The organism is Achromobacter sp. ESBL13 (assembly GCF_036668755.1).
GTDB lineage: Bacteria > Pseudomonadota > Gammaproteobacteria > Burkholderiales > Burkholderiaceae_B > Achromobacter.
Genome location: NZ_JAZEVT010000001.1, coordinates 1,235,341 through 1,259,209 on the forward strand (window position 1 = coordinate 1,235,341; position 23,869 = coordinate 1,259,209).

Sequence of the window (23,869 nt, forward strand, 5' to 3'; positions counted from 1 at the left end):
GCGGAACAAGGCACTACGCGGCGGGCAAAGGCCCGCCGTTGCGCTTAGAAGATTTCGGGTTCGGGCACGGGTGCGCCGAACTCGGTTTCCAGGAAATCAAAATCGCAGCCGTCGTTGGCTTGCAGGATGTGCTTGGAATACATCCAGCCGTAGCCGCGTTCATAGCGCTTGGGCGGCGGCGTCCAGGCGGCGCGGCGCGCGGCCAATTCTTCGTCGCTGATGTTCAGGTGGATGCTGCGCGCCGGCACGTCGACGGTGATCAGGTCACCCGTCTTGACGAACGCCAGCGGGCCGCCCACGTAGGACTCGGGCGCCGCGTGCAGGATGCAGGCGCCGTAGCTCGTGCCGCTCATGCGAGCGTCCGACAGGCGCAGCATGTCGCGCACGCCCTGCTTGACCAGCTTGGTCGGGATCGGCAGCATGCCCCATTCCGGCATGCCCGGGCCGCCTTGCGGGCCGGCGTTGCGCAGGATCATGATGTGTTCGGGCGTGACGTCCAGGTTCTCGTCATCGACCGCCGCCTTCATGCTGGGGTAGTCGTCGAACACCAGCGCGGGGCCGGTGTGCTGCAAGAACTGCGGGGCGCAGGCGCTGGGCTTGATGACGCAGCCGTCCGGCGCGATGTTGCCGCGCAAGACCGCCAGCGCGCCTTCGTCGTAGATAGCGGTGTCCAGCTTGCGGATCACGTCGTCGTTGTAGACCTCGGCGCCCGCGATGTTCTCGCCCAGCGTCTTGCCCGTGACCGTCATGGCCGACAGGTCCAGGTGCCCTTCCAGGCGCGTCATCAACGCGGGCAGGCCGCCGGCGTAATAAAAGTCTTCCATCAGGTAGGTGTCGCCGCTGGGCCGGATGTTGGCGATGACGGGCACCTTGCGGCTGGCGGCGTCAAAGTCTTCCAGCCCGACGGCGTGGCCCGCGCGCCGCGACATGGCCACCAGGTGGATGATGGCGTTGGTCGAGCAGCCCATGGCCATGGCCACGTTGATGGCGTTCTTGAACGAGGCCATGTTCAGGATGCGCTGCGGGGTCAGGTCGTCCCACACCATCTCGACCACGCGGCGGCCGCATTCGGACGACATGCGCATGTGGTTGACGTCGGCCGCCGGAATCGACGAGGCGCCGGGCAGCGTCATGCCGATGGCTTCCGCAATGGCCGTCATGGTGCTGGCCGTGCCCATCGTCATGCAGGTGCCGTAGCTGCGCGCGATGCCGCCTTCCACCTCGGTCCATTGTTCTTGCGTGATCTTACCGGCGCGGCGTTCGTCCCAGAGCTTCCAGGCGTCCGAGCCCGAGCCCAGGATCTTGCCCTTCCAGTTGCCGCGCAGCATGGGGCCGGCGGGCACGTACACACACGGCAGACCGGCGCTAATGGCGCCCATCAACAGGCCCGGGGTGGTCTTGTCGCAGCCGCCCATCAGCACCGCGCCATCGACCGGGTGGCTGCGCAGCAGCTCTTCGGTTTCCATGGCCAGGAAGTTGCGATACAGCATGGTGGTGGGTTTGACGAACGATTCCGACACCGAAATCGCCGGCAGCTCGACCGGAAAGCCGCCCGCCTGGAACACGCCGCGCTTGACGTCTTCGACGCGCTGCTTGAAGTGGCTGTGACAGGGGTTCAGGTCCGACCAGGTGTTGATGATGGCAATGATGGGCCGGCCGACCCAGTCATCGGGGCCGTAGCCCATCTGCATCATGCGTGAACGGTGGCCGAACGAACGCAGGTCGTCCTTGGCCATCCAGGCGGCGCTGCGCAGACTTTCGTAGGTACGTTTCATGGGCGAATAAAAGAAAGGCGTGGTGGGGATGGGGCCATTTAAACACTAATACATTAGTGCGTCAGCTAGGTGGAAACCCGCTACACTGCGGGCTTTACCCCGTACCCCGCCAGATCCGCGATGCAAACCCCCAAGCTAAGACTGGACCGTTCGCGCCACGCGGCGCCCCAGGTCTTCGAACATCTACGCGAACAGATCGTGTCGCTGGAACTCGCCCCCGGCGCGCCCCTGTCCCGCGTGACGCTGGCGGAAACGTATGGCCTGAGCCAGACGCCGATTCGCGACGCGCTGATGCGGCTGGCCGAAGAAGCGCTGGTGGAAATCTATCCGCAGCACACCACGGTGGTCAGCCGCATCGATATTCCGGCTGCCCGCCAGGCGCATTTTCTACGCCAGTCGCTGGAGCTTGAAATCGTGTACTTGCTGGCGCAGCGGCCCGACCCCATCCTGCACCAGCGCCTGCAAGCCAGCATCGACTTGCAGCACGCCAGCCACGCCAGCGGGCAATACCAGCAATTCATCAACGCCGATCAGGCGTTTCACCGCGACATGCATACGGCCGCGGGCGTGCACAACCTGTGGGAACTGGAACAGCGCTACAGCGGGCACCTGGACCGTCTGCGCCGCCTGCACCTGCCCGAGGCGGGCAAGGCGGAACGCATCATGGACGACCATCAACGCCTGCTGGACGCCATCGTGGCGCAGGACCCGGCCGGCGCGCAGCGCGTGCTGCGCGAGCATCTGTCCGGCACGCTGAGTCAGGTGGCCGAGATATGCAAGCGGTATCCGGAATACGTGCTGGAGCAATAACGACACGGGCGCAAGGCGGTAGCGCAGCGGCGCCGGTGCCGCGGCCCGATTGCCAACGCGGCGGGGCCGGCGCCTAGTCCAGCGGATACCGCCGGATCACCGTCTTGCCGTCGCGCTCGGCCAGTGACAACAGGCCGTCGCCGGACAAGTCCAGCCCGATCAGACCGGTTTCCACGTCCTGCGGCATTTGAAACGGGCGCCAGGTCTTGCCTTGGTCGCGCGTGTAGAAATACGTCTTGGTGTATTCGTTGAACGACAGCAAATGGTCGGCGTAGGTCTTGATGACCCAGGCGTTGGGGCCGAACCAGGCGTCGCCGATCCAGCTTGGCGTGCCTTGCACGCTGGGCGATTCGGCCCGGCGCCGCCATGACCGGTCGGCTTTGTCCAGTTCATAAATGGCGTCGCCCTGGGTTTCAAACACGGCCTGGTCGCGCGTGTAGAGGTCGTCCGGGGCTGGCGCGGGCACGGGCGGTACGCCCTGCGTGACGCGAAAGCCGGGCGGCGCGCCGTCCTGGAATTCCACTTCAAAGCGCCGCGTTTCCAGCACTTCATTGCTGTTGGACGCGTTCAGGCTGACCCGCGTGCGCCAACTCCAGCCCACGGCGTGCTTATCGTCCAGCGGATAAAGGGACCAGTCATAAGCCAGTTGGTCGTCCGCGCGCGGGTTGCCGGGGCGTTCGGCCGCTTCGCGAAAGGCGCGATCAAACGCGCTGGCGTCGGGCCAGACTTGTTCGTCCAGCCGCGTGGCTGCCCAGTGGCGGGCGCCGTCTTCGCTGACCAGCAGGCGCTGCCCGGACTCGTGGCGTTCCAGCGCGATGACGCGCTGGCTGGTCAGGAATACGGTGTACTGCCGGCTGCCGCCCAGAATGATGTCGGGTGCGTATGTCCAGCTCTTGCCCAGATCATCTGAACGCAGCGTGTCCCAACCGGCCGGGGGGTCGCCCCGCCCGGTCAAAGCCGGCGCGGCGGTGACCAGATACAGCGTGCCGCCACCCGGCGCCCCGATCACGCTGACGCCGGTATCCCCGCGAACCGACCCCAGCAGCTCGAACACGCCGGTGCCCTGCCCGCCATAGATCAGATTACGCGTGTCGGCCAACTGCCACGGCGGCGGCTGGCGCGCGTCGTAGCCGGGCAGTTGCGCGTCCAGCAGCGGCGCGCGTTCCAGGCTGGCAAGGTCTTTGGCGCCGACCAGGCGCTGGCCAATCAATAGTTGGCGTTCACCGAACCGTTGCAGCGTCACGCGCGAGGACGCGGCTAGCGGCAAGCCGTTCAACTCGCCGATGACTTCGCTGCGGGTCAGCGGCTGGCCCATCGGCACCAGCTGATAGATGCCATAGCCCAGGACCGCCGCGACGGCGATCGCGGCGCCGCCGGCAAGCAGTCTAAGGTTCATGGCGACAACACATACTGGGGATGAAGACCAACCATTTGGTCAGGGGTATTTAGAGAATGGGCGAAACTATAGCGCGTTGCGCAACGTTCTCTATACTGGCGTGACATACTCTTACGCCGCACCGGCCATACACGGAACCCGCACATGATTGCAAGGCTTGCCCCGTTTACCCTCGCGCTGCTTGTTTTCGGGGCAGCGGCCTGGGGGCAGCCCGCACAGGCCCTCGCGCCCGATGTCTGCGCGGCGGTGACGGTACGCGAAGGCGATCCCATCCCCGCCGACGCCTGCGCCGTCAACATCGTGCCGCGCGACCTGGGCGTATCCGGCATGACCTTTGGCGGCGACCCGGTCTGGACGCCGCTGGATCCGCAAGCCATGCCCGGTGTGTTCTACGACAGCGCATCCATCGCGCCCATGTCCGACCGGCCGGTGGTGATGGCGGTGACCGTGGCCTGGTTCTACGCGCAGCCGCGCGTGTCGGAGACCAACGGCCAGCCGTACGCGTCGGTCTCGCAACCCATCATCTTGAATTGCAGCGCCAACACCTACACCGTGACGCAGACCCAGCATTACGCCGGCAACAACGCCACCGGCGCGCTGGTGGAATCGATACCCGTGGCGGGCATCCACAATGCACCGGTCGCGCGCGACCCGGTGCAACGCAAGCTGCGCGGCGTGGTCTGCCCGACGCCGGGCAAGAACGCGCGCAAGTGACGGGCGCCGAGCGCCGAACTTGCCGCGCAGCGGCATCACGAACTTCGCTCTGCTCGCGCCCTATCTGCGCCCTACCTGCGCCCGGCTTGCGCCCTACCTGCGCCCGGCTTGCGCCCTACCTGCGCCCTACCTGCGCCCTACCTGCGCCCTACCTGCGCCCTACCTGCGCCCGGCTTGCGCCCTTCCTGCGCCCGGCTTGCGCCCTAGCCGGCCCTAGCCGCGCCAGTAGCGATACAAGCCGCGCGCCGCCGCGTCCAGCAGAAAACCCAGCACGCCTATCATCAGCACCATCGCCATCAGCTCGGAATAGGCCAGCCGGTCACGCGTGTCCAGGATGAAATACCCCATCCCCGCCGACACGCCCAGCATCTCGCACGGCACCAGCACGATCCACAAAATGCCGATGGCCAGGCGCACGCCCGTCAGGATGTGGCCCAGCACGCCCGGCAGGATCACGCTGCGCAAGGTCTCCCAACGCGTGGCCGCCACGCTTTGCGCCAGCTGTAACCAGCGCGGGTCCAACTGCTGCACGCCGGCCGCCGTGTTCAGCACGATGGGCCAGACGGCAGCGAAGGTCAGCAGGAAATACACCGGATCGTCGCCCACGCCGAACACCATCACGGCAATCGGCATCCACGACAAGGGCGAGATCATCCGCAAGAACTGCATGGCGGGCGACACCGTGGCTTCCAGGCGGCGCCAACTGCCGATTGCCAGGCCCAGCGGCACGCCGATGGCCAGCGCAAACCCCAGGCCCACGCCGATGCGCCGCAGGCTGACCAGGATGTGCATCGGCAGGTCGGACGCCGTCAGCAATTCGGCCAGGCTGATGAACGTGGCGCCGGGCGAAAAACGCCGCGCCATGCCGCCGGCCGGCGACAGCACGTCCGTGCCCAACCACCACAGCGCCAGCAGCGCCGCCAGGCCCCCCAGGCCCAGCGCGCATCGCGCGCCCAGGCCTAGGGCCGTCGCGCCGGCGCGACCCGTCCGCGCGGCCCGCGTCGTGGACGTCACGGACGGCGGTTGTGGCGCTTGCCCGGTGTGCCCGGTGTGCCCGGTGTGCCCGGTGTGCCCGGTGTGCCCGGTGTGCCCGGTTTGTGCCGCTTGTGTCGGTTGTGCCGCTTGTGCCGCTTGTGCCGCTTGTGCCGGTTGAGCCGGTTGAGCCGGTTGAGCCGGTTGAGCCGGTTGTGCCGCTTGTGCCGCTTGTGCCGCTTGTGCCGGTTGTGCCGCTTGCGCCGCTTGTGCCGGTTGTGCCGTTTTTGCCATACCGTCCACCGCCCCGCCGGCAAGCGATTCCCGTGCCGTCACGCCTGCACCATTTCAGTCCGGCTGTAGGCGTCGGGAAAGCCGAAGCGGCTCAGGCCGCCCACGGATTCAATGGCGCGCTTGACGTAGCGGTCGTCCACCAGCTCGCGCGCCGCGCGCGCCGGGTCCAGGTCGGCAAGAAAGCCCCGGTCGGCCTCGATCACCGTGTCGCGCAGGCGGCGCACCAGTTCTTCGGTGTAGCTGGGAAACGGATACGGCTGGAAGTCGATGCGCCGCTCATCCCAATCGGCATGGCGGATAGCGCCGCTGGCCAGGTACTGCTCGCGGTCGGACGCGGGCGGCGCCAGCACCTTCGTCAGCGCTGGCAAGGCGTGCGGCGTGTAGCGGTTGATGCCTTCCTTGGACAGCAGTTGCGCGGTTTCGGCGCGATGATCGCGAATCCACAGCTGCGCCTGCACGATGGCGTCCACCACCTTCTGCGACCACGCCGGCCGCTGTTCCAGGTCGCGCTCGTGCATGAACACCACGCAGCACGCGTGGTTGCGCCAGACGTCGCCGGTAAAGCGCAATACCTTGCCCACGCCCAGCGTTTCGGCCAGCGCATTGAACGGCTCGGCCACGATGTAGCCGGCGATGCGGTTCTGCGCCAGCGCGGGCGGCATGTCGGCCGGCGCCATGACGACCAGGTTGACCTCATTGGCGCCCACCGACCCGTCCTTGCGCGCCACCGGCGTCAGGCCGTTTTCGCGCAGCAGGTATTGCAGCATGACGTTGTGGATGGAATACCAGAACGGAATGGCGACGGTCTTGCCGCCCAGTTCCTTGACGCTATTGACGGCGGGCGCCACGGTCAGGCCCGACCCGCCCACGTGGTTCCATGCCACGACCTTGGCCGGCACCTGGCTGCCAAAGCGCGCCCACACGGTCATCGGCGACAGCAGATGCACCACGTTGACCTGCCCGGAAATAAACGCTTCGATCACTTGCGCCCAGCTGCGCAGCAACGTGGGCTTTTCGGCCTTGACGCCGGCCTTGTCGAACAAGCCATTGTTATGCGCCACCAGCAGCGGCGCGGCGTCGGTAATGGGCAGGTAGCCGATGCGCACGGGCGCATCCGGCTCGGTCTGCGCGCGGGCGTTGAACGCCGATAGCAAGGACGTTGCGCCACCTGCCGTCAGCAGGGCCGAGAGTTTCAACCAGTCGCGACGCGACATGTGTTCCAGGCACATCAAACACTCCTTGCTTGGGAATCGGAATCCGGTCAGGCCGGTACAGCCGCAACATGACCCGCGCGCAGCGCACTGCGCAAGCGGGTCAGGATTTCAAGGCGCAGCGCGCCCATTTCAGGCAACAGGTCGGCGCGCGGCTGTGGCAGGTCAACCTGCCACGTGCCCAGGATACGGCCGGGCGCGCCGCCCAGCAGCACGATGCGGTCAGCCAACACCAGGGCTTCGTCGATATCGTGGGTGATCAGGACGGCGGCGGTCTGGAAGTCGGCGACGACCTTGCGCAGCAGCACTTGCATGTCGCCGCGCGTGACTTCATCAAGCGCCCCGAACGGCTCGTCCAGCAGCAGCACCGACGGCTGGCGCGCCAGGCAACGCGCCAAGGCGGTGCGCTGCGCCATGCCACCGGACAACTGCGCGGGACGCAGATGGCGCGCATGCGACAGGCCGACTTCGTCGATGGCCTGATCCACGCGCGCCCGGCGCTGCGCGTCCGTCAGCGCCGGTTGATGCTTGAAGTCCAACCCGAACGCCACATTGCGTTCCAGGGACAGCCACGGCAACAGGCTGGGGTCTTGAAACGCCACCGCCACGCGCGGGTGCACGCCGGTCAGCGGCGCGCCTTCCATCAGCAGCGATCCCGCCGTGGCCGCTTGCAGGCCCGCCAGCACGCGCAGCAGGCTGGACTTGCCCGCGCCGCTGGCGCCCAGCACCGCCACCACTTCGCCGCGCGCCAGGTCCAGGTCGACCGCTTCAAAGACCGCCGCCGGCGCGGCGGGATAACGCAGGGCCAGGCCGCGCGCCTGCAACACCGGCGGCGCATCCGCCGTCATGCGCGTCGGCAGCGCGTCCGCCGTCAGGTGCACCCGTGGCTCGCCCGCCGTCATGCCGTAACCCCGGCCGCTTCGGCCGCCAGCTTGGCCCGGCGCTTGGCCAATTCGGTGTTCAACTGCACCAGGCTGGGCGTGACGATAGGCAGGAACGCCGCCTCGCGCCAGCGCCGCGCAAAGCCGGCGCCCGCCGGCTTCAGATACGCCGCGCCGCCGCTGGCTTGCAGTTCCAGTTGCACCGCCTGCTGCGCGGCCTCGGCCAGTGCGATGCGGATTTCGAACAACGCCCAGGGCTCGGTCACGAAGCGCCCGCTGCGCACCCCGTCGATCAGGCTTGCGCTTAGTGCTTTTACCTGCGCGCCCAACGCCGCCAGCGGTTCGCCCAGGATGCCACGCGACGCCTGCCCCTGCCCGCTTTGCGCCGCCGTCTGCAAGGCGCGCCGCGCCAGGCCGATAGACAAGCCGCATTGCAGCCCCGCAAAGGCCGGCCGGGCGCCGGGCAGATATTGGCGCGCGTCAGGGTGGATCAGCCATTCCGGCTTGATACGCACGCCCTGCACCTCCAGCGCCGCCGTATTGCTGGACTGCAAGGCCATCAGGGAAAGGTCCGCGCTGCGCACCAGCCCCGCGATATCGTGCGGCAACGCCACCACCGCCGGCGTGCCGTCGGGCGCGCTGACGGCGGCCGCCACCAGAAAGCCCTGGGGCCGCAGATTGGTTACCCACGGCATGCGGCCATCCAGCACCCAGGCGCCATCGTCTTCGCGCGCGCTGATTTGCAGCGATTCAATGCCCGACAAGAACTTCATCGCGTTCGACAGCGCGGTGGCGCCGGCTTGTTCGCCCGACAACAGCGCGGGCAACCAGCGTTGCGCCAGCCCCTCGTTCGGGCTGCGCAACAGGTATTCGATAAAGACGCGCTGGCCCCACGCCACGAAGGCGCTGGCGACCGAATATTCGGCCACTTGCGACACGGCTTCGATGGCGTCACCGATGTCCGTGCCGGCCAGCCCGCCCTGCGCTTGCGGCACGCCGATACGAAAGATGCCGGCCTGCGCCAGCTTGGGCAACACGCTGGCGGCGTCCTGGGTGCCGTCGTCCAGGGCGTCGGCATGTTCGGCCAGCCACGCGGCCAGATCGTCCGGCACGCGCTGGCCTGCGTTGTTGCTGAAGGCTTGCGCCGCCGTCATGCGCCGCTCCAGGCGTAGTCGCGCAGCTGCTCGTTCAGCGGGGTCTGCGCCAGGTTATTGCCAAAGTTGCAGATGGTGGCCAGCCCCACGCCAACAATGACTTCCAGCGCGTTGCCGTCCGTATAACCGGCATCGCGCAGCGCTTGTAGTGCGTCGTCGCTGACACGCCCACGCGTTTCGATCACCGCTTCGGTGAACGCCGCCAGCGCTTGCAGGCGTTCGTCGGGCAGGACGCCTTGCGCGCGCAGCGCATCGACAACTTCGGGCGACAGGCGCGCCTTGTTGCGGGCGATGGCGGTGTGGCCCGCCACGCAAAACGTGCAGCCGTGACGCGTGCCCGCCACCAGTTGCACCACTTCGCGTTCCTGCAAGGTAAGGCCGGCGCGCGCGTTCAGTTGCGACAGGGTTTGATAGGCTTCCAGCGCCACCGGCGCATTGGCCAGCACGCCCAGCAGATTGGACAGGTATCCCGCGCCCTGCTCCGCGGCGGCCAGCGCGGCGCGCGTGGGTTCGGGAGCGCTTTGCGCGGTATGGACGGGCAAACGGGCCATGTAGATCTCCTGGGTGTCGTTCAAGACAACGTTGAAAACAGTATTGTGCGGGCGCCCGGCCACAAGCGACAATGCGCGAAGATCGCAACTTGATGCTAGATCTTATCGACTTTCAGCTATGCGCTTATAACCAAACCCGCACCCGCGTTCGCGTCCGACGCGGCTCCCGCTTGCAGTCCGGTTACCGTGTCGATTCCAAGCCGACATCATCCGCCGAAACTGCGACGGTCACCGAACCGGATCAGATCCCGCTTGCCCCACAGGCACCGCCATAGTCACCCCCCCACCGCCACGCCTGCCCATCTTGCCCAACGACGCCTCCCCCACCGATCAAGCCGCTGTCGACGCGCTGCTTCTGTCCAGCCTGGAAGTGCAATCCAGCTTGTATCACCTGGGCCAGTATTGCGGCAATTGGTCGGCCAGCACCAGCGGCCGCGCGCGCGCCAGCTTTCATTTGATTTTGCATGGCCGCTGCCGGGTTGCCGTGCATGACGGCCAAGGCGCCGAGCTGGACAGGCTGACGCTTGCCGCCGGCGACGGCATATTTTTCCTGCGGGATATTCCGCATGCGCTGACGCCGCTTGACGCGCCCGGGCCCGGCGCGGCGCTGTGCCGCGCCATGGAACCGCTGCTGCCCCGGCAGGCCGACGGCACGGGTCTTGCTTGCGGCTTCTTCCAATTCCGGCCCGGGCTGGCCGACTTGTTGGCCGACACGCTGCCCGATTACCTGGTGCTGCGTGCCCAAGACGAGCGCTTTCGCACCGCGCGCGGCGTGTTCGACCTGATCCTGGCCGAAACCGCCGCCAGCGCACCCACGCCCGGCGGCTCGCCCGTGGTGCTTGAACGCCTGACCGATCTGCTGATCTTCTTCATGCTGCGCCATCTGGCCTTGCACGACCGCCAAGCCTATGGGCTGTTCGTGCTGGCGCGCGACCCTGCCATGGCCAGCCTGCTGCAAGCCATTCTGGCGCAACCGGCCGCGCCCTGGAGCATGCAGGACATGGCCGACCGTCTGCATATGTCCAAGGCCACGTTCCACCGGCGCTTCACGCTGCAAAGCGGCACCACGCCCGCGCAACTGCTGCAATTGCTGCGCATGCGCGTGGCGCGTCGCTATCTGAGCCAGGGGATGGGCATACAGGATGCGGCGGAGCGTGTGGGGTACCAATCGCAGGCCGCGTTCAGCCGGGTGTTTCAGCGCACCGAGGGCATTGCGCCCTCGGCCCTGCGCAAGCGCCCGCCGGGCGGCGCTTAGACCTGCGCCAACGCTTGTTCCAGGTCGGCGATCAGGTCGTCGATGTGTTCGATGCCGATCGACAACCGCACCGTTTCTTCGCGCACGCCCGCCTTTTGCAGCTCTTCGGGATTCAGCTGGCGGTGCGTGGTGGATGCCGGGTGCGTCGCCAGCGACTTGGAATCACCGATATTGACCAGCCGCGTGAACAGTTGCAGCGCATCCTGGAAGCGCGCACCGGCGTCGCGGCCGCCCTTCACGCCGAACGTGAACAGGCCCGGCACCTTGCCGCCCAGGTACTTCTGCGCCAGCGCGTGGTCGGGGTGGTCGGGCAGGCCCGCGTAGTTCACCCATTCCACCTTCGGATGCTCACGCAGGAAGTTGGCGACCTTGACCGCGTTTTCAACAATGCGATCCACGCGCAACGCCAGCGTTTCGATGCCTTGCAAAATCTGGAACGAGTTGAACGGCGAGATCGCCGCGCCCGTGTTGCGCAGCGGCACGACGCGCGCGCGGCCGATGTAGGCAGCCGGGCCGAACGCCTCGGTGTAGACCACGCCGTGGTAGCTCACGTCCGGCTCGTTCAGCCGCTTGAAGCGGGCCTTGTGCTCGGCCCACGGAAATTTGCCCGAGTCGATGATGGCGCCGCCCAGGCTGGTGCCGTGGCCGCCCAGGTACTTGGTCAGCGATTGCACCACGATGTCGGCGCCGTGTTCGATGGGGCGCAGCAGGTATGGCGACGGCACGGTGTTGTCCACGATCAGCGGCAGGCCATGGCGGTGCGCGACGTCGGCCAGCGCGGCGATGTCGGTGATGTTGCCCAGCGGGTTGCCGACCGATTCCGCGAAGATGGCCTTGGTGCGGTCGTCGATCTGCGCTTCGAAGGCGGCCAGGTCGCCGGGGCTGGCAAAGCGCGTGGTGATGCCGTATTGCGGCAGCGTGTGCGCGAACAGGTTGTAGGTGCCGCCATACAGCGTGCTGGACGAAATGATGTTGTCGCCCGCTTCCGCGATGGTCAGGATGGCGTAGGTTACGGCCGACTGGCCCGAGGCCAGCGCCAGCGCGGCGATGCCGCCTTCCAGGGCCGCCACGCGCTGCTCCAGCACGTCGGTCGTGGGGTTCATGATGCGGGTATAGATGTTGCCCGGCACCTTCAGGTCGAACAGGTCGGCGCCATGCTGCGTGTCGTCGAACGCGTAGGCAACCGTTTGATAGATCGGCACGGCGACGGCGCGCGTGGTCGGATCAGGCCGGTAGCCGCCATGCACGGCCACGGTTTCCAGGCGCCAGTTGGGCTTCTTCGGGTCAGTCATGTGTCTCTCCAGGGATGTCGTTGATTCGATGTTGCGGATCAGGCCGCCAGGGCGCGCGTGGCGCTCAGGATACGGTCGATGTCCGCGTGATTGTTATAGGCGCCGACAGACAAGCGCACGTAACCATACTCCACCACGCTGGCCACCACACCGGCGCGCGCCAAATGCGCCAGCGCCGCGGCGGGGTCCGCCACGCGCAGGGCCGTGGTGGTGCTGCGCAATTCGGGGTCGGACGGCGATACCACCGCCACGCCCTGCGCCCGCAGTCCGTCGTGCAGCGCGTGCGACAGTTCCAGCACCCAGGGTTCGATGCGGTCCGGGCCGGCGCCTTCAATCAGGTCCAGCGCACCCGCCCAACCCGCGATGCCGGGATAGTTGAGGTTGCCCGTTTCCAGGCGCCGCGCATCGCCCGCATCCGCCACGCCCACCTGCCATTGCAGGCCGGACTTATCCAGGGTGGTGACGCCGGATGGCCCCACGTAAAGCGGGTCCAGCGCGTTCAATAATTTTTCCGACACATGCAAGAGGCCCACGCCCAGCGGCCCCAGCATGCCTTTATGCGCACCGCAGGCAAAGGCGTCCACCTGCCATTCATCGACGCGCGCGCGCAGCAGCCCCGCCCCCTGGATGCCATCAACCACCAGCCAGATGCCGCGCTGTGCGCAGCGCCGGCCCAGCTCGGCAATGTCGGTACGCAGGCCGGTGCCGTACTGCACCCATGACACCGCGATCAGGCGGGTACGCGCATCCACGTGCTGCCATAAATCGTCCACCGTATAGCGATGCGACGACGCCGCCGCCACGCGCACCTGCACGCCGTGACGGCGCAGGTTCAACCACGGCAAGGCATTGGTGGGGTGTTCCTGATCATCCACGATCAAGTTGTCGCCGGGCTGCCACGCCAGGCCCTGCGCCACGGTGTTCAAACCTTCGGTGGTGTTCTTGGTGAATGCCAGCCGCCGGGCGTCGCCGCCGATCAGCCGTGCCAGGCGCACGCGCAACGCGTCGGCATCGCGCAGCCATTGCGGCTTGTCGCTGCGGGCGTGTGTGATGCCCTCAAAGAACTGTGCCACCGCAGCGGCCACCTTGGGCGACAGCGGGCTGGTGTAGGCGATGTTGGCGTAGGCCTTGTCGCGCGTGATGGGAAATAACTGTCTGAATTCGTCCTGCCAGCTCATGCGCGGCCTTCCTGTGGATTGCAACGTGGTGTCGCCGAATTCTAGGGACCCGATGCGCATCTGGATAAGGCTTAGTTCTTATATTGATATGACGATACAGTCGCTCGGATATCGCGGGCGCACCCCTAGAATTCATGCCCTTCTTGCATACATACGATACGGGAACGGCATGCGATTGATTCAACTCTGGAAGACGGCGGGCGTGGCGGTGGCGGTGGCGGCGGCGGCGGGCGTGGCGCAGGCAGGCACCGTCGATACCATCAAGAAGCGCGGCGAACTGGTATGCGGCGTCAGCCAAGGGTCGGCCGGCTTGTCCATCGCGAACAAGGACGGCCGCTGGACCGGCCTGGACGCCGACCTTTGCCGCGCACTGGCCGCCGCCGTGCTGGGCGATGCGAACAAAACCCGCTTCGTGCCGTTGAGTTCGCAGCAACGCTTTCCCGCGCTACAGTCAGGCGAAATCGACGTGCTGAACCGCAACACCACCATCACGTCCAGCCGCGATGCGGGCCTGGGCATTGCGTCGGCCGGCATCGTGTTCTACGACGGCCAGGGCTTTCTGGTGCCGCGCAAGCTGGGCGTCAAAAGCGCCACCGAGCTTGAAGGCGCGCAGGTCTGCGTGCAGCCGGGCACCGTCAATGAACAGAACCTGGTCGATTACTTCAAGAAGAACAAGCTGACGTATCGGCCCGTGGTGATTGAAAACCTGGTCGAGCTGGAACAGGCGTTCTACGCCGGGCGCTGCGACGTGTACCTGTCGGACGCGTCCACGCTGGCCGCCAGCCGCGCCGCGCGCGCCGCCAAGCCGGACGACTTCGTCATCCTGCCCGAACGCATCAACAAGTCGCCGCTGGGCCCCTTCGTGCGGCAGGACGATCCCAACTGGGCCGCCATTGTGCGGTGGACGGTCAACGCGCTGGTGGCCGCCGAAGAACTGGGCGTGACGTCGGCCAATGCCGACGCCCAATCGCAAAGCAGCGACGCGCAGGTGCGCCGCCTGCTAGGCGTGGACCCGGGCATCGGCAAGAGCTTCGGCCTGGACGAAGGCTGGGCCCGAAACGCCATCAAGGCCGTGGGCAACTACGGCGAAGTGTGGGACCGCAACCTGGGCGCCGCCACCCCGCTGAAACTGGAACGTGGCCTGAATGCCCAATGGAACCAGGGCGGGCTGCTGTATTCGCCGCCATTCCAGTAAAGCGCTAACCACTGAACGCGGCGGGCGGGCCATGGGCCCGCCTTTTGCATGGGCAAGACTTCAATGACTGCAACCACACTTCCCTATCCGCCGCCCGGCTTCCTGCGCCGCTGGCTGCCCACGCTGGCATGGACGCTGGTGCTGGGCGGCATGGCCGCCGTGCTGCTTGCGCACATCGAAGGCGTGCAGGCCGCGCGCGGGGTGCAAGGCGGGTTCGGCTTCCTGCTTCAGCCGTCGGGCTTTCGCATTTCGGAAAGCCTGTTGAGCGTCACGCCCGACGATCCTTACTGGATGTCGATCGCGGCGGGCCTGGGCAACACGCTGACCGTGGCAGTGCTGGCAATTGCGCTGGCGACGTTGCTGGGCATCGTGCTGGGACTGATGCGCTTATCCGCCAAGCCGTGGGCGGCGCGCGCTGCGGCGGCCATCATCGCCCCGCTGCGCAACACGCCGGTGTTGCTGCAATTGTTCGTCTGGTATGGGCTGCTGTTGCGGCTGCCGGATGCAAGGCAAGCCTGGGCGCCGTTGCCGTCCGTGCTGCTGTCCAATCGCGGCTTGGCCTTGCCTGCCTTGCACGGCTGGCTGCCCTATGCTGCCGTGGGGCTGGCCGCGTTGGCGCTGACCGCCTGGGCGCGACGCCGCGCCTGCCCGCGCGCGGTGTATGCGGCGCCAGCGGTTGCCGCGTTCTTTGCGTGGGCGCTGCTGCCCGCCGTGCAGATTGACCTGCCGGTCAGGCGCGGCTTGGGGCTGCATGGGGGCTGGCAGCCCAGCATCGAATTCGTGGCGCTGCTGATCGGGCTGGTGGTCTTTCACGCCGCCTACATCGCCGACATCGTGCGTGCCGCCGTGCGCGCGGTGCCGCTGGGGCTGGTCGAAGCCGGCCAGGCCATGGGCTTGACGCCGCGCGCCGTGATGCAGCGCGTGATCGCGCCGTATGCCGTGCGCGTGGCGCTGCCGCCCTACGCCAACCAGTGCCTGGCGCTGATCAAGAACAGCACCCTGGCCATCGCCATCGGCTACCAGGAATTGATGGCCGTCATCAACACGGCCATCACGCAGACGGGGCTTGCGCTGGAGGGCATTACGCTGGCGCTGGCCCTTTACCTGGGCCTGGCGCTGCTGGTAGGCGGCGGCCTGTCGGCCTGGAACGCGCGCCACGCACGGCATGGGCCGGGCGACACACACGGGCCGCGCCTGGGTGATCGCCCCCGTTGGAACGCCAGCAATGACGGCCGACGCCGGCGCGGCAGGCGGGGGGCTGCCACGCTGAAAGGGCTGGCGGCGTGGGCAACAGCACAGGCTTCTGCATCGGCAATCACGGCGCCATTGAACTTGGCGACAAGGGCAACGTACGCCTCGGCAATCCAGGCGGCATTGATCTTCGGATTCCGGCTTTCCATGACGGTGGCAAGCACCCTGGCGCTTGCGATGGCGGTGTGGGCATTGCTGGACTGGGCCGTGCTGGGCGCGGCCTGGCAGGGCGAGCCCGCCGCCTGCGCCCGCGCCGCCGGCGCATGCTGGGCAGCCGTGCGCGAAAACCTGCCGTTGCTGGTCTTCGGAACGATGGCTCCGGGCGACCGGGGCGCCGCGCTGGTGGCGTGCGCGGCACTGGTGGCAGGCATCGCGTTGACGCTGGGCGCACAGGGCTTGGCCGCGCGCCTTCGGGCCGGGTGGCTGCGGGGCTTGCTGCCGAGGTTGCTGCGGGGGCCGCAGCCACGGCGGCTGGCGGACTTGGTGGGGAAGTTGCTGCCGGGGTTGCTGCCGGGGTTACTTCTGACGTTGCTGGCCATCGCCGTTTCCGCCTTGTCCGGCTGGCCTTGGGGCGGCAATCCTATCGGGCCGCAACGGTGGGGCGGCTTGCTGGTCACGCTGATACTGGCCGTTGCCGCGCTCGCCGCCGCCGTGCCGCTGGCGTTTGCCCTGGCCCTGCTGCGCCGGTCCGGCAGCCGGGCCGGATCGCTGGCGGCCGCCGGGCTGATCGAAGCGGTGCGCGGCGTGCCGCTGGTGACGCAACTGTTGTTTGCCTCGTTCGTGTTGCCCATGCTGCTGGGCGGCAACGTGTCCAAGTTCAGCATGGCGCTGGCCGCGCTGACCTTGCACACCGCGTGCCTGTTGGCCGAAGTGCTGCGCGGCGCGTTGCAGGCGATTCCACCCGGCCAGATGATGGCGGCGCGCGCACTGGGCATGCGGCCCTTCACCGCCTATGCCACGGTGATCTGGCCGCAAGCTCGCCGCATCGCCGCGCCAGCGGCCCTGGGCGTGTTCGTGGGCGCGGTCAAAGACACCTCGCTGGTCAGTATCATCGGCGTCTTCGACGTGTTGGGAGCGGCCAAGGCGTTGGTTGCCGGCACCGACTGGCGGCCCTATCACGTCGAGGTCTACCTGGCGGTGGCGCTGGGGTACTTCGGCGCCAGCCTGGCGCTGTCACGCGTGGCGCGGCGCATGGAAACGCGCGGGGGTTAGGACGGGGTTCGGTGCGGGTTTGGTGCGGGTCTGGTGCGGGTTTGGTGCGGGTTTGGCGCGGGTTTGGTGTGGGTTTGGCGCGGGCTTTAGTACCGAGTTTGGTGCCCGGATCAGTGCAGCCGCCAGCCCCGGGCTAGCGCGCGTTCTTCGGGGCCGCCGCCAGGATCAGCGCCTTGAATGCCGGCTCGCTGATGGTGTCGCCTTGCGCATCGATCTTTTCGGATGCGGTGGGTTCCTGGCCGCTTTGGCCGGACGTTGCCGTGGTCATGCGCTTTCCTTATTGCCGGCGTGTTCACCCCGCGCGCGAATCCAGCGGAATGCGGTTCAGGAAACGGTCGAACGCGCTCAGGTACGCGACTTCCACCGTGCTCAGCTTGCGTTGCTTGTGCCACGTCAGGAACACATCGATCTCGGCCACCGACTCGGCGGGCGGCAGCCGCCGCAGATCGCCGCTCATGACGTCCTGGCGGATCAGGTGTTCGGGCAGGAAGCTCAGGCCGATGCCCGCCACCACCATGCGGCGTATCTCTTCGATATTGGGCGACGTGCCTACGATGCGGCCGGTAAACCCCTGCTGATCGCGAAAGATCGTCAAGGGCGATAGCGTATCGCCGATCTGGTCGCTGGCAAAGCACACGAAGTTCTGATCCATCAGATCTTCAAGATTGACGCGCGGCTTGGAAAACAGCGGATGGTGACGGCCGCAAACCACCGCGTAGTGGTGCCGCAGGAACAACCGGCTTTCCAGCGCGTCAACCGGCTTACGGCACAGGCAGATGCCCAGGGCGGGCACGCGCTTGGCCAGGGCGTCCAGGATGGCGGCGCTGGGCAGCACGTCCACGTGGAATTCAATCTTGGGATAGCGCCGATGAAACTGCGCCAGAAAATCGTCGTAAGCGGGGCTTTGCACTTTGCTCATGACAAGCAGCCGCAAGGTGCCGGCGATTTCCGCGCGGTCTTGCGTGGCGGCATTTTCAATGCGCGCCATCGTGCCGTACATGTCGCGGGCAATGGCGTAGATTTCATCGCCCAGCCCGGTCAGACGGAATTCGCCATTGCGCCGGTGCAGCAGCAAGCCGCCCACCGCCTCTTCAAGCCGCTTCAGCGCCTGGCTGACCGCCGGTTGGCTCAGGTGCAGCGCTTGCGCGGCGCGCCCCACGCCCCGCTCTTGCACGACAAACATGAAGGTGCGCAGCAGGTTCCAGTCCATGCGTTCAGGGGCAAGCGGTTGTGACGGGACAGTGCGGGCGGGCGGCTGGGGCATGGCGTAGGGGCAAGATCAAAAAAAGGCCGGGTGGAATCCACGCCGGCCCCGCCGATGCCCCGTGTTTCAGACGCCGGTCAGCCCCGCGAAGAAGCGCGACGCGTTGGATTCCAATCCGTCGATATAGTAGCCGCCTTCCTGCACGATCAGCGTGGGCAGGCGCAGCGCCCCGACCTCACCGCCCAGCCGCTCGAAACCGTCTTCCGTAACGCTGACCATAGCCTGCGGGTCTTTCTCGAAAATGTCGAAACCCAGCGACAGCACCAGCGCGTCCGGCTGGAACAGTTCGATGGCGCGGCGCGCCTGCGCCAGCCGGTCAAAGAACACCGATTCGCTGGAACCGTGCGGCATGGGCAGGTTGATGTTGTAGCCGTAGCCTTCGCCCGCGCCGCGCTCGTCTTCAAAGCCGGCGACCACCGGGTAGAAGTTTTCAGGGTCGCCGTGGATCGACACGTACAACACGTCGCTGCGTTCGTAGAAGATTTCCTGAATGCCCTGGCCGTGGTGCATGTCGGTGTCCAGGATGGCCACGCGGGAAAACTTCGACGTCAGCCGCTGCGCCGCGATGGCCGCGTTGTTCAGATAGCAAAAGCCGCCGGCCGCATCGCGCCGCGCATGGTGGCCAGGCGGGCGGCAGATGGCATAAGCATGCTGGTCACCGGCCAGCAAGGCTTCGGCACCCGCCACCGCGCACTGCGCCGCCCAATAGGCCGACTGCCAGGTGTGCGGCCCCACGGGGCAACTGCCGTCCGCCAGGTAACGCCCGGCCTTGGCCAGCACGCCGCGCAAGGCGTTGGGTTCGCGCACGAACACGTTCGACACCACTTCGCCGCCCCAGTCGCCCGGCAGCTTCATCCAGTCGGCATGCGCGTCTTGCAAAAAGCGCAGGTAGTCCAGCGAATGCACCGCCGCCAAGGCGCCCGCGCCATGGTCGGCCGGCGCCTGCACGTCAAAGCCCAGCTTTTGCGCCGCCTGCACCAGGCCGTCCAGACGGGCGGGCACTTCTTGCGGCGTGCGCATCTTGCCGCGTGAGAAATAGGTCTGGGGATGATGCAGCTTCTGGTCGTCGTGAAAAAATGCCTTCATGCTTGCTGATCCTTCAGTTGAAAATTCTGGGTGCGCTGGCCGACAGTGCCCAGCAGCAAAACGGAAACCAGGGAAAGCAACGAGATCGCCGAAAACAGCATCGCCAGCGGCCACCACTGGCCCTTGAAATTCTCGGCCAGCACCGTGCCCAGCAACGGCGTCAAACCGCCGAAGATGGCGCCCGACAACTGATACGCCATCGAAATGCCGGTGTAGCGGATGCGGGTGGGAAAGCTGTCGCTGACGTAGCCGGCGATCACGGCGTAATAGGCGCCCATGAAGAGTACCGCCACGCCAACCCCCAGCGTAATACTGGTAAGCGAGCCCTGGTCGACCAGGTTGAACATCGCATAGGGCGTGAAGATCGACGCAAACGCCATGGCGCCCAGAAAGCGCAGGTTGCCCACGCGGCTGGCGATGTACGCCGACAGCGGCGTGATGAAGAACTGCATGATCGACACCACCAGCAGGCAGTCCAGGATCACCGCGCGGTTCAGGCCCACGTACTGCGTGGTGTAGGCAATCATGAACGTGTTGGTGAAATAGAAGCCGGCAATGCCCAGCACATTGGCGCCCACGGCCAGTGCCAGCAAGCCCGGCGCGCCGCGCAGCACTTGCGTCAGCGGCGCCTGCGCGGGCTGGGCGCCTGCAAGCGCGGCGGACTTGGCGCGCGTGGCCTGCGCGGCCTGTTCGGCCACGAAGTCGGGCGATTCGTTCACGCTAAGCCGAATCACGAATCCCACCACCAGCAACACGGCCGAGAACAGGAACGGCACGCGCCAGCCCCAGCTGAGGAACGCCTCGTCATCCAGCCCGGTGACCAGCTTGAACATCAGCATCGACAAAATCAGGCCGGCGGGGCTACCCAGTTGGGCAAACGATGCAAAGAACGTGCGCTTGCTTTTGTCGGGCGAATGCTCGCCCGCCATCAGCACCGCCCCGCCCCATTCACCGCCCACGGCAATGCCCTGCACGATGCGCAGCAGGATCAAAAGCACGGGCGCCCAGACGCCGATGGACGCGTGAGTGGGCAACAGGCCGATCAGCACCGTGACCGAGCCCATCATCACCAAGGTGATCACCAGGGATTTCTTGCGGCCGATCTTGTCGCCGATGTGACCAAAGATGGCGCCGCCCAGCGGCCGCGCAAAAAAGCCCACGGCAAACGTGCCGAACGCGGCCAAGGTGCCGTAAAAGCCCGAGGCCGATGGGAAGAACAACTTGCCGAACACCAGCGCGGCGGCGGTGGCGTAGATGTAGAAGTCGTACCACTCGATCATGGTGCCGACAAAAGCGGCGGTCGACGCGCGCACCGGCTGGTGGCCCGTCACGGAATTTCCCCTCATGGTTTATCTCTCTTACGTAGGTTGAGGTCTATCAGCCAATCGTTATAGCCCCGGCCCCGCCATAAGAAAAATTCTTATTTCTTATCCTCTGAATTAGTCTGCCTAATGAGTGGAAACCCTTAGTTTTCGCAGGTCTACGAGCCTGCCCAAGGCCTTATACCGCCGCGCGCATCCACGCCGGGCGCGGCGCGGCGTCCAGCCAGTTCTTCACGATCAGGCCCAGTTCGGTGTCGCCGGATATCCGCAGGCGCCGTTGAAAGAACAAGGTATCGGCGTCGGTGTCGCCGCGCGCCATGCTGATGAAGTCCGCCAGCGCCGCGCCCAGTTCAAGATCGGCTGGCGCGCGCCGCCATGTTGGACGGAAGGCGCCGCCTTGCACCCAGAAGCCGGCACGCACGCCCAGGTCCTCGATGGTGATCGCAAACGTGCGGCCGTCCAGCTCGGCGGGCGGCGCCAGCCACTTGAAGCGGCGCGCCAGTTCCAGCCCCGCCACCATGTGCAGCGACGCCAGCGGTGGCGGCACGCGGCGGCCCAACGCGCTGAACATGGCGGGAATGCGCATCGACACCGTCATGCCGCTGCCTCCAGCAGTTCGATGCCCGAGCGGCCGTGGTAATAGCCATTGCATCGTCCGATACCGGCGGGCGGCTGTACGTTCCGCGCAATGCGGCCATGGCGTATGGCATCCAGCGCGGCAATGGCTTCGTGCGTACCCGCCGACTGCGGGTTGACGCGCAAGACGTCCACCCCCATTCGCGCCAGTTCGCCTGCCTGCGCCAGTAGATCCAGGCACGCGGCGGACTGCACCTGGATGCCGTTGATGCTGAGAAATTCGCGCGATTCCCGGGTGCGCATGTCCAGACCGTCCGGATGTTCAATGCAGCGGAATCCGCACTCGTCTTTCTTCAGGCGAAAGTGCCGCGCGGTAAAACAGCGTGCCGAAAATGCCAGCGCCATGCGCCCCCACACCAGCGTTTCCGCGCCCAGCCCCACGGGCCGCTCTTGCAGCAGCCTGGCCAGCGTTTCGCCATCCATCTCCAGCGGCGCCACGAAGCGGATGGCGCCTTGCTGCGCCAGCCATTGCAGCGTGCCGCCGTGATACGCGTTGACGTGCGGCCCCGCCACAAAAGGCCGCCCGGCCAAATGCCGGACCGCGCCCAGCTCGCCCGCTTCAATCATGAAGTCGTCCTGGGCGCACAGCTTCTTCAACGCGCCGGCTTCGGCGCTGGTCTCGATCAGGGTGCGACCCGACAACACCACCGTCTTGCCCGCCGCGCGCAGATCGTGGGCCAGGTCGCGCCAGTCGTCCGCGCGCAGTTCATGGCGGCGGCTACAGACCGTTTCGCCAACATAAAGGATGTCGGCCGGCCCGTCGGCCAGCGCGGCGTAGAAGTCCAGCGTGTCGCGCCGGGGCCAGTAGTACAGCAGCGGCCCGACAGAAATCTGAAATTGTTTTGCGTTCATTTCCATGGCCGTTCAAATGCGCCTTGAGTGACTTGGGATCCTTCCGCGTGTCGCGCCAGCAAGGCGTTCCACTTGGGCAGCGGGGCATAGCGCGCGGGGTCGGCCTGCGCGCTGTCCAGCGCGGCGCGCAGCGTGGCGACCACCTGCGCCACGTAGGCCGGGCTGCGCTGGCGGCCTTCGATCTTGATGGCGCGCACGCCCATCTGCGCCAACCGTGGCAACAGGCCGATGGCATTCAGGCTGGTGGGTTCTTCCAAGGCGTGATCGGCGCGGCCGTCCACCTCGAAACGGCCCTTGCACAGCGTGGGGTACGCGGCTGGTTCGCCGGGTTCGTAGCGGTCGATCAAAATGCCCGACAGGCGTGCGTCCATGCGGCCGTTCTCTTCCACCCAGCGCACCGCGTGGGCGGGCGAGCACACGCCCTTGTTGTTGGGCGAATCGCCCGTGGCGTAGGACGACAGCAGGCAACGGCCCTCTGCCATCACGCACAGGCTGCCGAAGCCGAACACTTCGACTTCAACACTGACGTTGGCGCAGATGCGCGCCACTTCGGCCAGGGTCAGCACGCGCGGCAACACCACGCGGCGGATGCCGAATTGTTCCTTCATCAGTTCGATGGCGTCGGCGTGCGTGGCCGACCCCTGCACCGACAAGTGCAGGCGCAGGTCGGGATAGCGGTCGCTGGCGTAGGCCAGTAGGCCCGGGTCGGCCATGATGACCGCGTCGGCGCCCAAGGCGTGCGCCGCGTCCACCGCCGCGTGCCATTCGCCTGCCCTGCCCGGCTGCGCAAAGGTGTTGATGGCGAACAGCACCTGTCGTCCGCGCCGATGCGCAAGCTCGACGCCCTGGCGTATGTCGTTTTCAGAAAAGTTCAGCCCGGCGAAATTGCGGGCGTTGGTGGCGTTGCGCAGGCCGAGATAGACGGTATCGGCGCCGGCATCCAATGCGGCGGTCAGCGCCGCCAGGCTACCGGCGGGCGCCACCAATTCCAGGGGATGGGAAGTCGTATCCATGCCCGGCAGTCTAGAGTCCGGCGCACACGCGGGCCTTGTCGCAAATCAAAACATGGCCCGGCTGGACGGGCCACGGGCGCGGCGGCCGGCTTACATGGGAGTCTGCCCGTCCGGTGCAATCTTGCGCACCACATATCCCATCGGCACCCAGCGGTTCTTGCTTGCCACCATCGATACGGTTTCGGTGGCGGGCATGTTAAGGAACTTGGTTTCAAAGATGACGTTCACGTATTGCCCTTGCGGCAGGTCGGCCGGGTCGGACACCCGCACCACCTGTAGCCATTCGCGCTTCGTGTGGCGGCCCACCTGGTTGCGCAGCTGGCTCAGGTATTCGGACCAACCCTGCTTGTCCACTTGCTTTTTCATGATGTCGCTGCTGGCGCTCCACATCTTGTCCGTGGCGCCGCTATCCGACATCGACGCCCATTGCCGGGCCGCCGTCACCGCGCTGTCCAGCGACGGATCGGCCGCCAGGGCAGGCGCCGCCAGCAACAGGGCGCCGCTGAACAGGCCGACGCGCAAGCCGCAAGAAATCAGAGTTTGTTGTCGCATAAG

22 protein-coding genes are annotated in these 23,869 nt (G+C 66.7%); 5 read left to right on the forward strand and 17 right to left on the reverse strand.

The features are described from left to right. Positions 1-44 precede the first annotated feature (44 nt). Positions 45-1,775, reverse strand: coding sequence for an L-arabinonate dehydratase (gene araD / locus V6F88_RS05580; protein WP_332608349.1), 1,731 nt, complete (start codon positions 1,773-1,775; stop codon positions 45-47). A gap of 120 nt (positions 1,776-1,895) precedes the next feature. Here araD and V6F88_RS05585 point away from each other — a divergent pair, with 120 nt between their 5' ends. After that, on the forward strand, positions 1,896-2,585 hold the full coding sequence (locus tag V6F88_RS05585; RefSeq protein ID WP_332608350.1) for a GntR family transcriptional regulator: 690 nt from the start codon (positions 1,896-1,898) through the stop codon (positions 2,583-2,585). Between the two features lie 73 nt (positions 2,586-2,658). Here V6F88_RS05585 and V6F88_RS05590 read toward each other — a convergent pair whose 3' ends face one another. Continuing rightward, positions 2,659-3,981, reverse strand: a complete 1,323-nt coding sequence (locus V6F88_RS05590; protein WP_332608351.1) for a hypothetical protein — start codon at positions 3,979-3,981, stop codon at positions 2,659-2,661. A 144-nt stretch (positions 3,982-4,125) separates the two neighbouring features. Between V6F88_RS05590 and V6F88_RS05595 the strand changes: the two genes are divergently transcribed. After that, positions 4,126-4,695: a surface-adhesin E family protein gene (locus tag V6F88_RS05595; RefSeq protein ID WP_332608352.1), complete on the forward strand. Its 570-nt coding sequence runs from the start codon at positions 4,126-4,128 to the stop codon at positions 4,693-4,695. A gap of 213 nt (positions 4,696-4,908) precedes the next feature. On the opposite strand, the gene V6F88_RS05600 is transcribed toward V6F88_RS05595, so the two are convergent. From V6F88_RS05600 to V6F88_RS05620, 5 genes are all read right to left on the reverse strand, one after another. Then, positions 4,909-5,709 (reverse strand): ABC transporter permease, encoded by an 801-nt coding sequence (locus tag V6F88_RS05600; RefSeq protein WP_442880173.1) that lies wholly within the window; start codon positions 5,707-5,709, stop codon positions 4,909-4,911. A 290-nt stretch (positions 5,710-5,999) separates the two neighbouring features. Continuing rightward, the gene (locus V6F88_RS05605; RefSeq protein WP_332608353.1) at positions 6,000-7,190 is read right to left on the reverse strand and encodes an ABC transporter substrate-binding protein; all 1,191 of its coding nucleotides are present in this window, start codon (positions 7,188-7,190) and stop codon (positions 6,000-6,002) included. Positions 7,191-7,222: 32 nt separating this feature from the next. Further along, positions 7,223-8,020, reverse strand: coding sequence for an ABC transporter ATP-binding protein (locus V6F88_RS05610; RefSeq protein ID WP_332608944.1), 798 nt, complete (start codon positions 8,018-8,020; stop codon positions 7,223-7,225). Between the two features lie 50 nt (positions 8,021-8,070). Further along, positions 8,071-9,207, reverse strand: coding sequence for an acyl-CoA dehydrogenase family protein (locus V6F88_RS05615; RefSeq protein WP_332608354.1), 1,137 nt, complete (start codon positions 9,205-9,207; stop codon positions 8,071-8,073). Continuing rightward, entirely contained in the window at positions 9,204-9,758 is a 555-nt protein-coding gene (locus V6F88_RS05620) for a carboxymuconolactone decarboxylase family protein (protein WP_332608355.1), read from the reverse strand. The genes V6F88_RS05615 and V6F88_RS05620 overlap by 4 nt, the downstream gene beginning before the upstream one ends. Before the next feature lie 304 nt (positions 9,759-10,062). On the opposite strand from V6F88_RS05620, the gene V6F88_RS05625 reads away from it, so the two are divergent. Next, positions 10,063-11,013 (forward strand): AraC family transcriptional regulator, encoded by a 951-nt coding sequence (locus tag V6F88_RS05625; RefSeq protein WP_332608356.1) that lies wholly within the window; start codon positions 10,063-10,065, stop codon positions 11,011-11,013. On the opposite strand, the gene V6F88_RS05630 is transcribed toward V6F88_RS05625, so the two are convergent. Both V6F88_RS05630 and V6F88_RS05635 read right to left on the reverse strand, forming a co-directional pair. Continuing rightward, positions 11,010-12,305 carry an O-acetylhomoserine aminocarboxypropyltransferase/cysteine synthase family protein gene (locus V6F88_RS05630; protein ID WP_332608357.1) on the reverse strand — a complete coding sequence of 432 codons (1,296 nt, stop codon included), beginning with the start codon at positions 12,303-12,305 and terminating at the stop codon, positions 11,010-11,012. The two genes, V6F88_RS05625 and V6F88_RS05630, sit on opposite strands and share 4 nt — an antisense overlap. A 38-nt stretch (positions 12,306-12,343) precedes the next feature. Beyond that, a complete protein-coding gene (locus tag V6F88_RS05635; RefSeq protein WP_332608358.1) occupies positions 12,344-13,483 on the reverse strand; it encodes an aminotransferase class V-fold PLP-dependent enzyme in 1,140 nt (379 codons plus the stop codon). A gap of 169 nt (positions 13,484-13,652) precedes the next feature. Between V6F88_RS05635 and V6F88_RS05640 the strand changes: the two genes are divergently transcribed. Together V6F88_RS05640 and V6F88_RS05645 are read left to right on the forward strand one after the other, a co-directional pair. Beyond that, positions 13,653-14,678: an amino acid ABC transporter substrate-binding protein gene (locus V6F88_RS05640; protein ID WP_332608359.1), complete on the forward strand. Its 1,026-nt coding sequence runs from the start codon at positions 13,653-13,655 to the stop codon at positions 14,676-14,678. Positions 14,679-14,741: 63 nt separating this feature from the next. Next, the gene (locus V6F88_RS05645) at positions 14,742-17,141 is read left to right on the forward strand and encodes an ABC transporter permease subunit (RefSeq protein ID WP_332608360.1); all 2,400 of its coding nucleotides are present in this window, start codon (positions 14,742-14,744) and stop codon (positions 17,139-17,141) included. Positions 17,142-17,274: 133 nt separating this feature from the next. Here V6F88_RS05645 and V6F88_RS05650 read toward each other — a convergent pair whose 3' ends face one another. From V6F88_RS05650 to V6F88_RS05685, 8 genes are all read right to left on the reverse strand, one after another. Further along, entirely contained in the window at positions 17,275-17,409 is a 135-nt protein-coding gene (locus V6F88_RS05650; RefSeq protein ID WP_332608361.1) for a hypothetical protein, read from the reverse strand. 24 nt (positions 17,410-17,433) lie between these two features. Beyond that, positions 17,434-18,351: a LysR family transcriptional regulator gene (locus tag V6F88_RS05655; protein ID WP_332608362.1), complete on the reverse strand. Its 918-nt coding sequence runs from the start codon at positions 18,349-18,351 to the stop codon at positions 17,434-17,436. A 120-nt stretch (positions 18,352-18,471) separates the two neighbouring features. Next, entirely contained in the window at positions 18,472-19,491 is a 1,020-nt protein-coding gene (locus tag V6F88_RS05660) for a histone deacetylase family protein (protein WP_332608363.1), read from the reverse strand. Further along, positions 19,488-20,837: an MFS transporter gene (locus V6F88_RS05665; protein ID WP_332608364.1), complete on the reverse strand. Its 1,350-nt coding sequence runs from the start codon at positions 20,835-20,837 to the stop codon at positions 19,488-19,490. Before V6F88_RS05665 ends, V6F88_RS05660 begins: the two co-directional genes overlap by 4 nt. Before the next feature lie 154 nt (positions 20,838-20,991). Beyond that, on the reverse strand, positions 20,992-21,411 hold the full coding sequence (gene ubiT / locus V6F88_RS05670) for a ubiquinone anaerobic biosynthesis accessory factor UbiT (protein WP_332608365.1): 420 nt from the start codon (positions 21,409-21,411) through the stop codon (positions 20,992-20,994). Next, positions 21,408-22,301: a U32 family peptidase gene (locus V6F88_RS05675; protein WP_332608366.1), complete on the reverse strand. Its 894-nt coding sequence runs from the start codon at positions 22,299-22,301 to the stop codon at positions 21,408-21,410. The genes ubiT and V6F88_RS05675 overlap by 4 nt, the downstream gene beginning before the upstream one ends. Next, the gene (gene ubiU / locus V6F88_RS05680; protein WP_332608367.1) at positions 22,298-23,314 is read right to left on the reverse strand and encodes a ubiquinone anaerobic biosynthesis protein UbiU; all 1,017 of its coding nucleotides are present in this window, start codon (positions 23,312-23,314) and stop codon (positions 22,298-22,300) included. The genes V6F88_RS05675 and ubiU overlap by 4 nt, the downstream gene beginning before the upstream one ends. A gap of 90 nt (positions 23,315-23,404) precedes the next feature. Further along, positions 23,405-23,866: a DUF4019 domain-containing protein gene (locus V6F88_RS05685; RefSeq protein ID WP_332608368.1), complete on the reverse strand. Its 462-nt coding sequence runs from the start codon at positions 23,864-23,866 to the stop codon at positions 23,405-23,407. Positions 23,867-23,869: the final 3 nt, after the last annotated feature.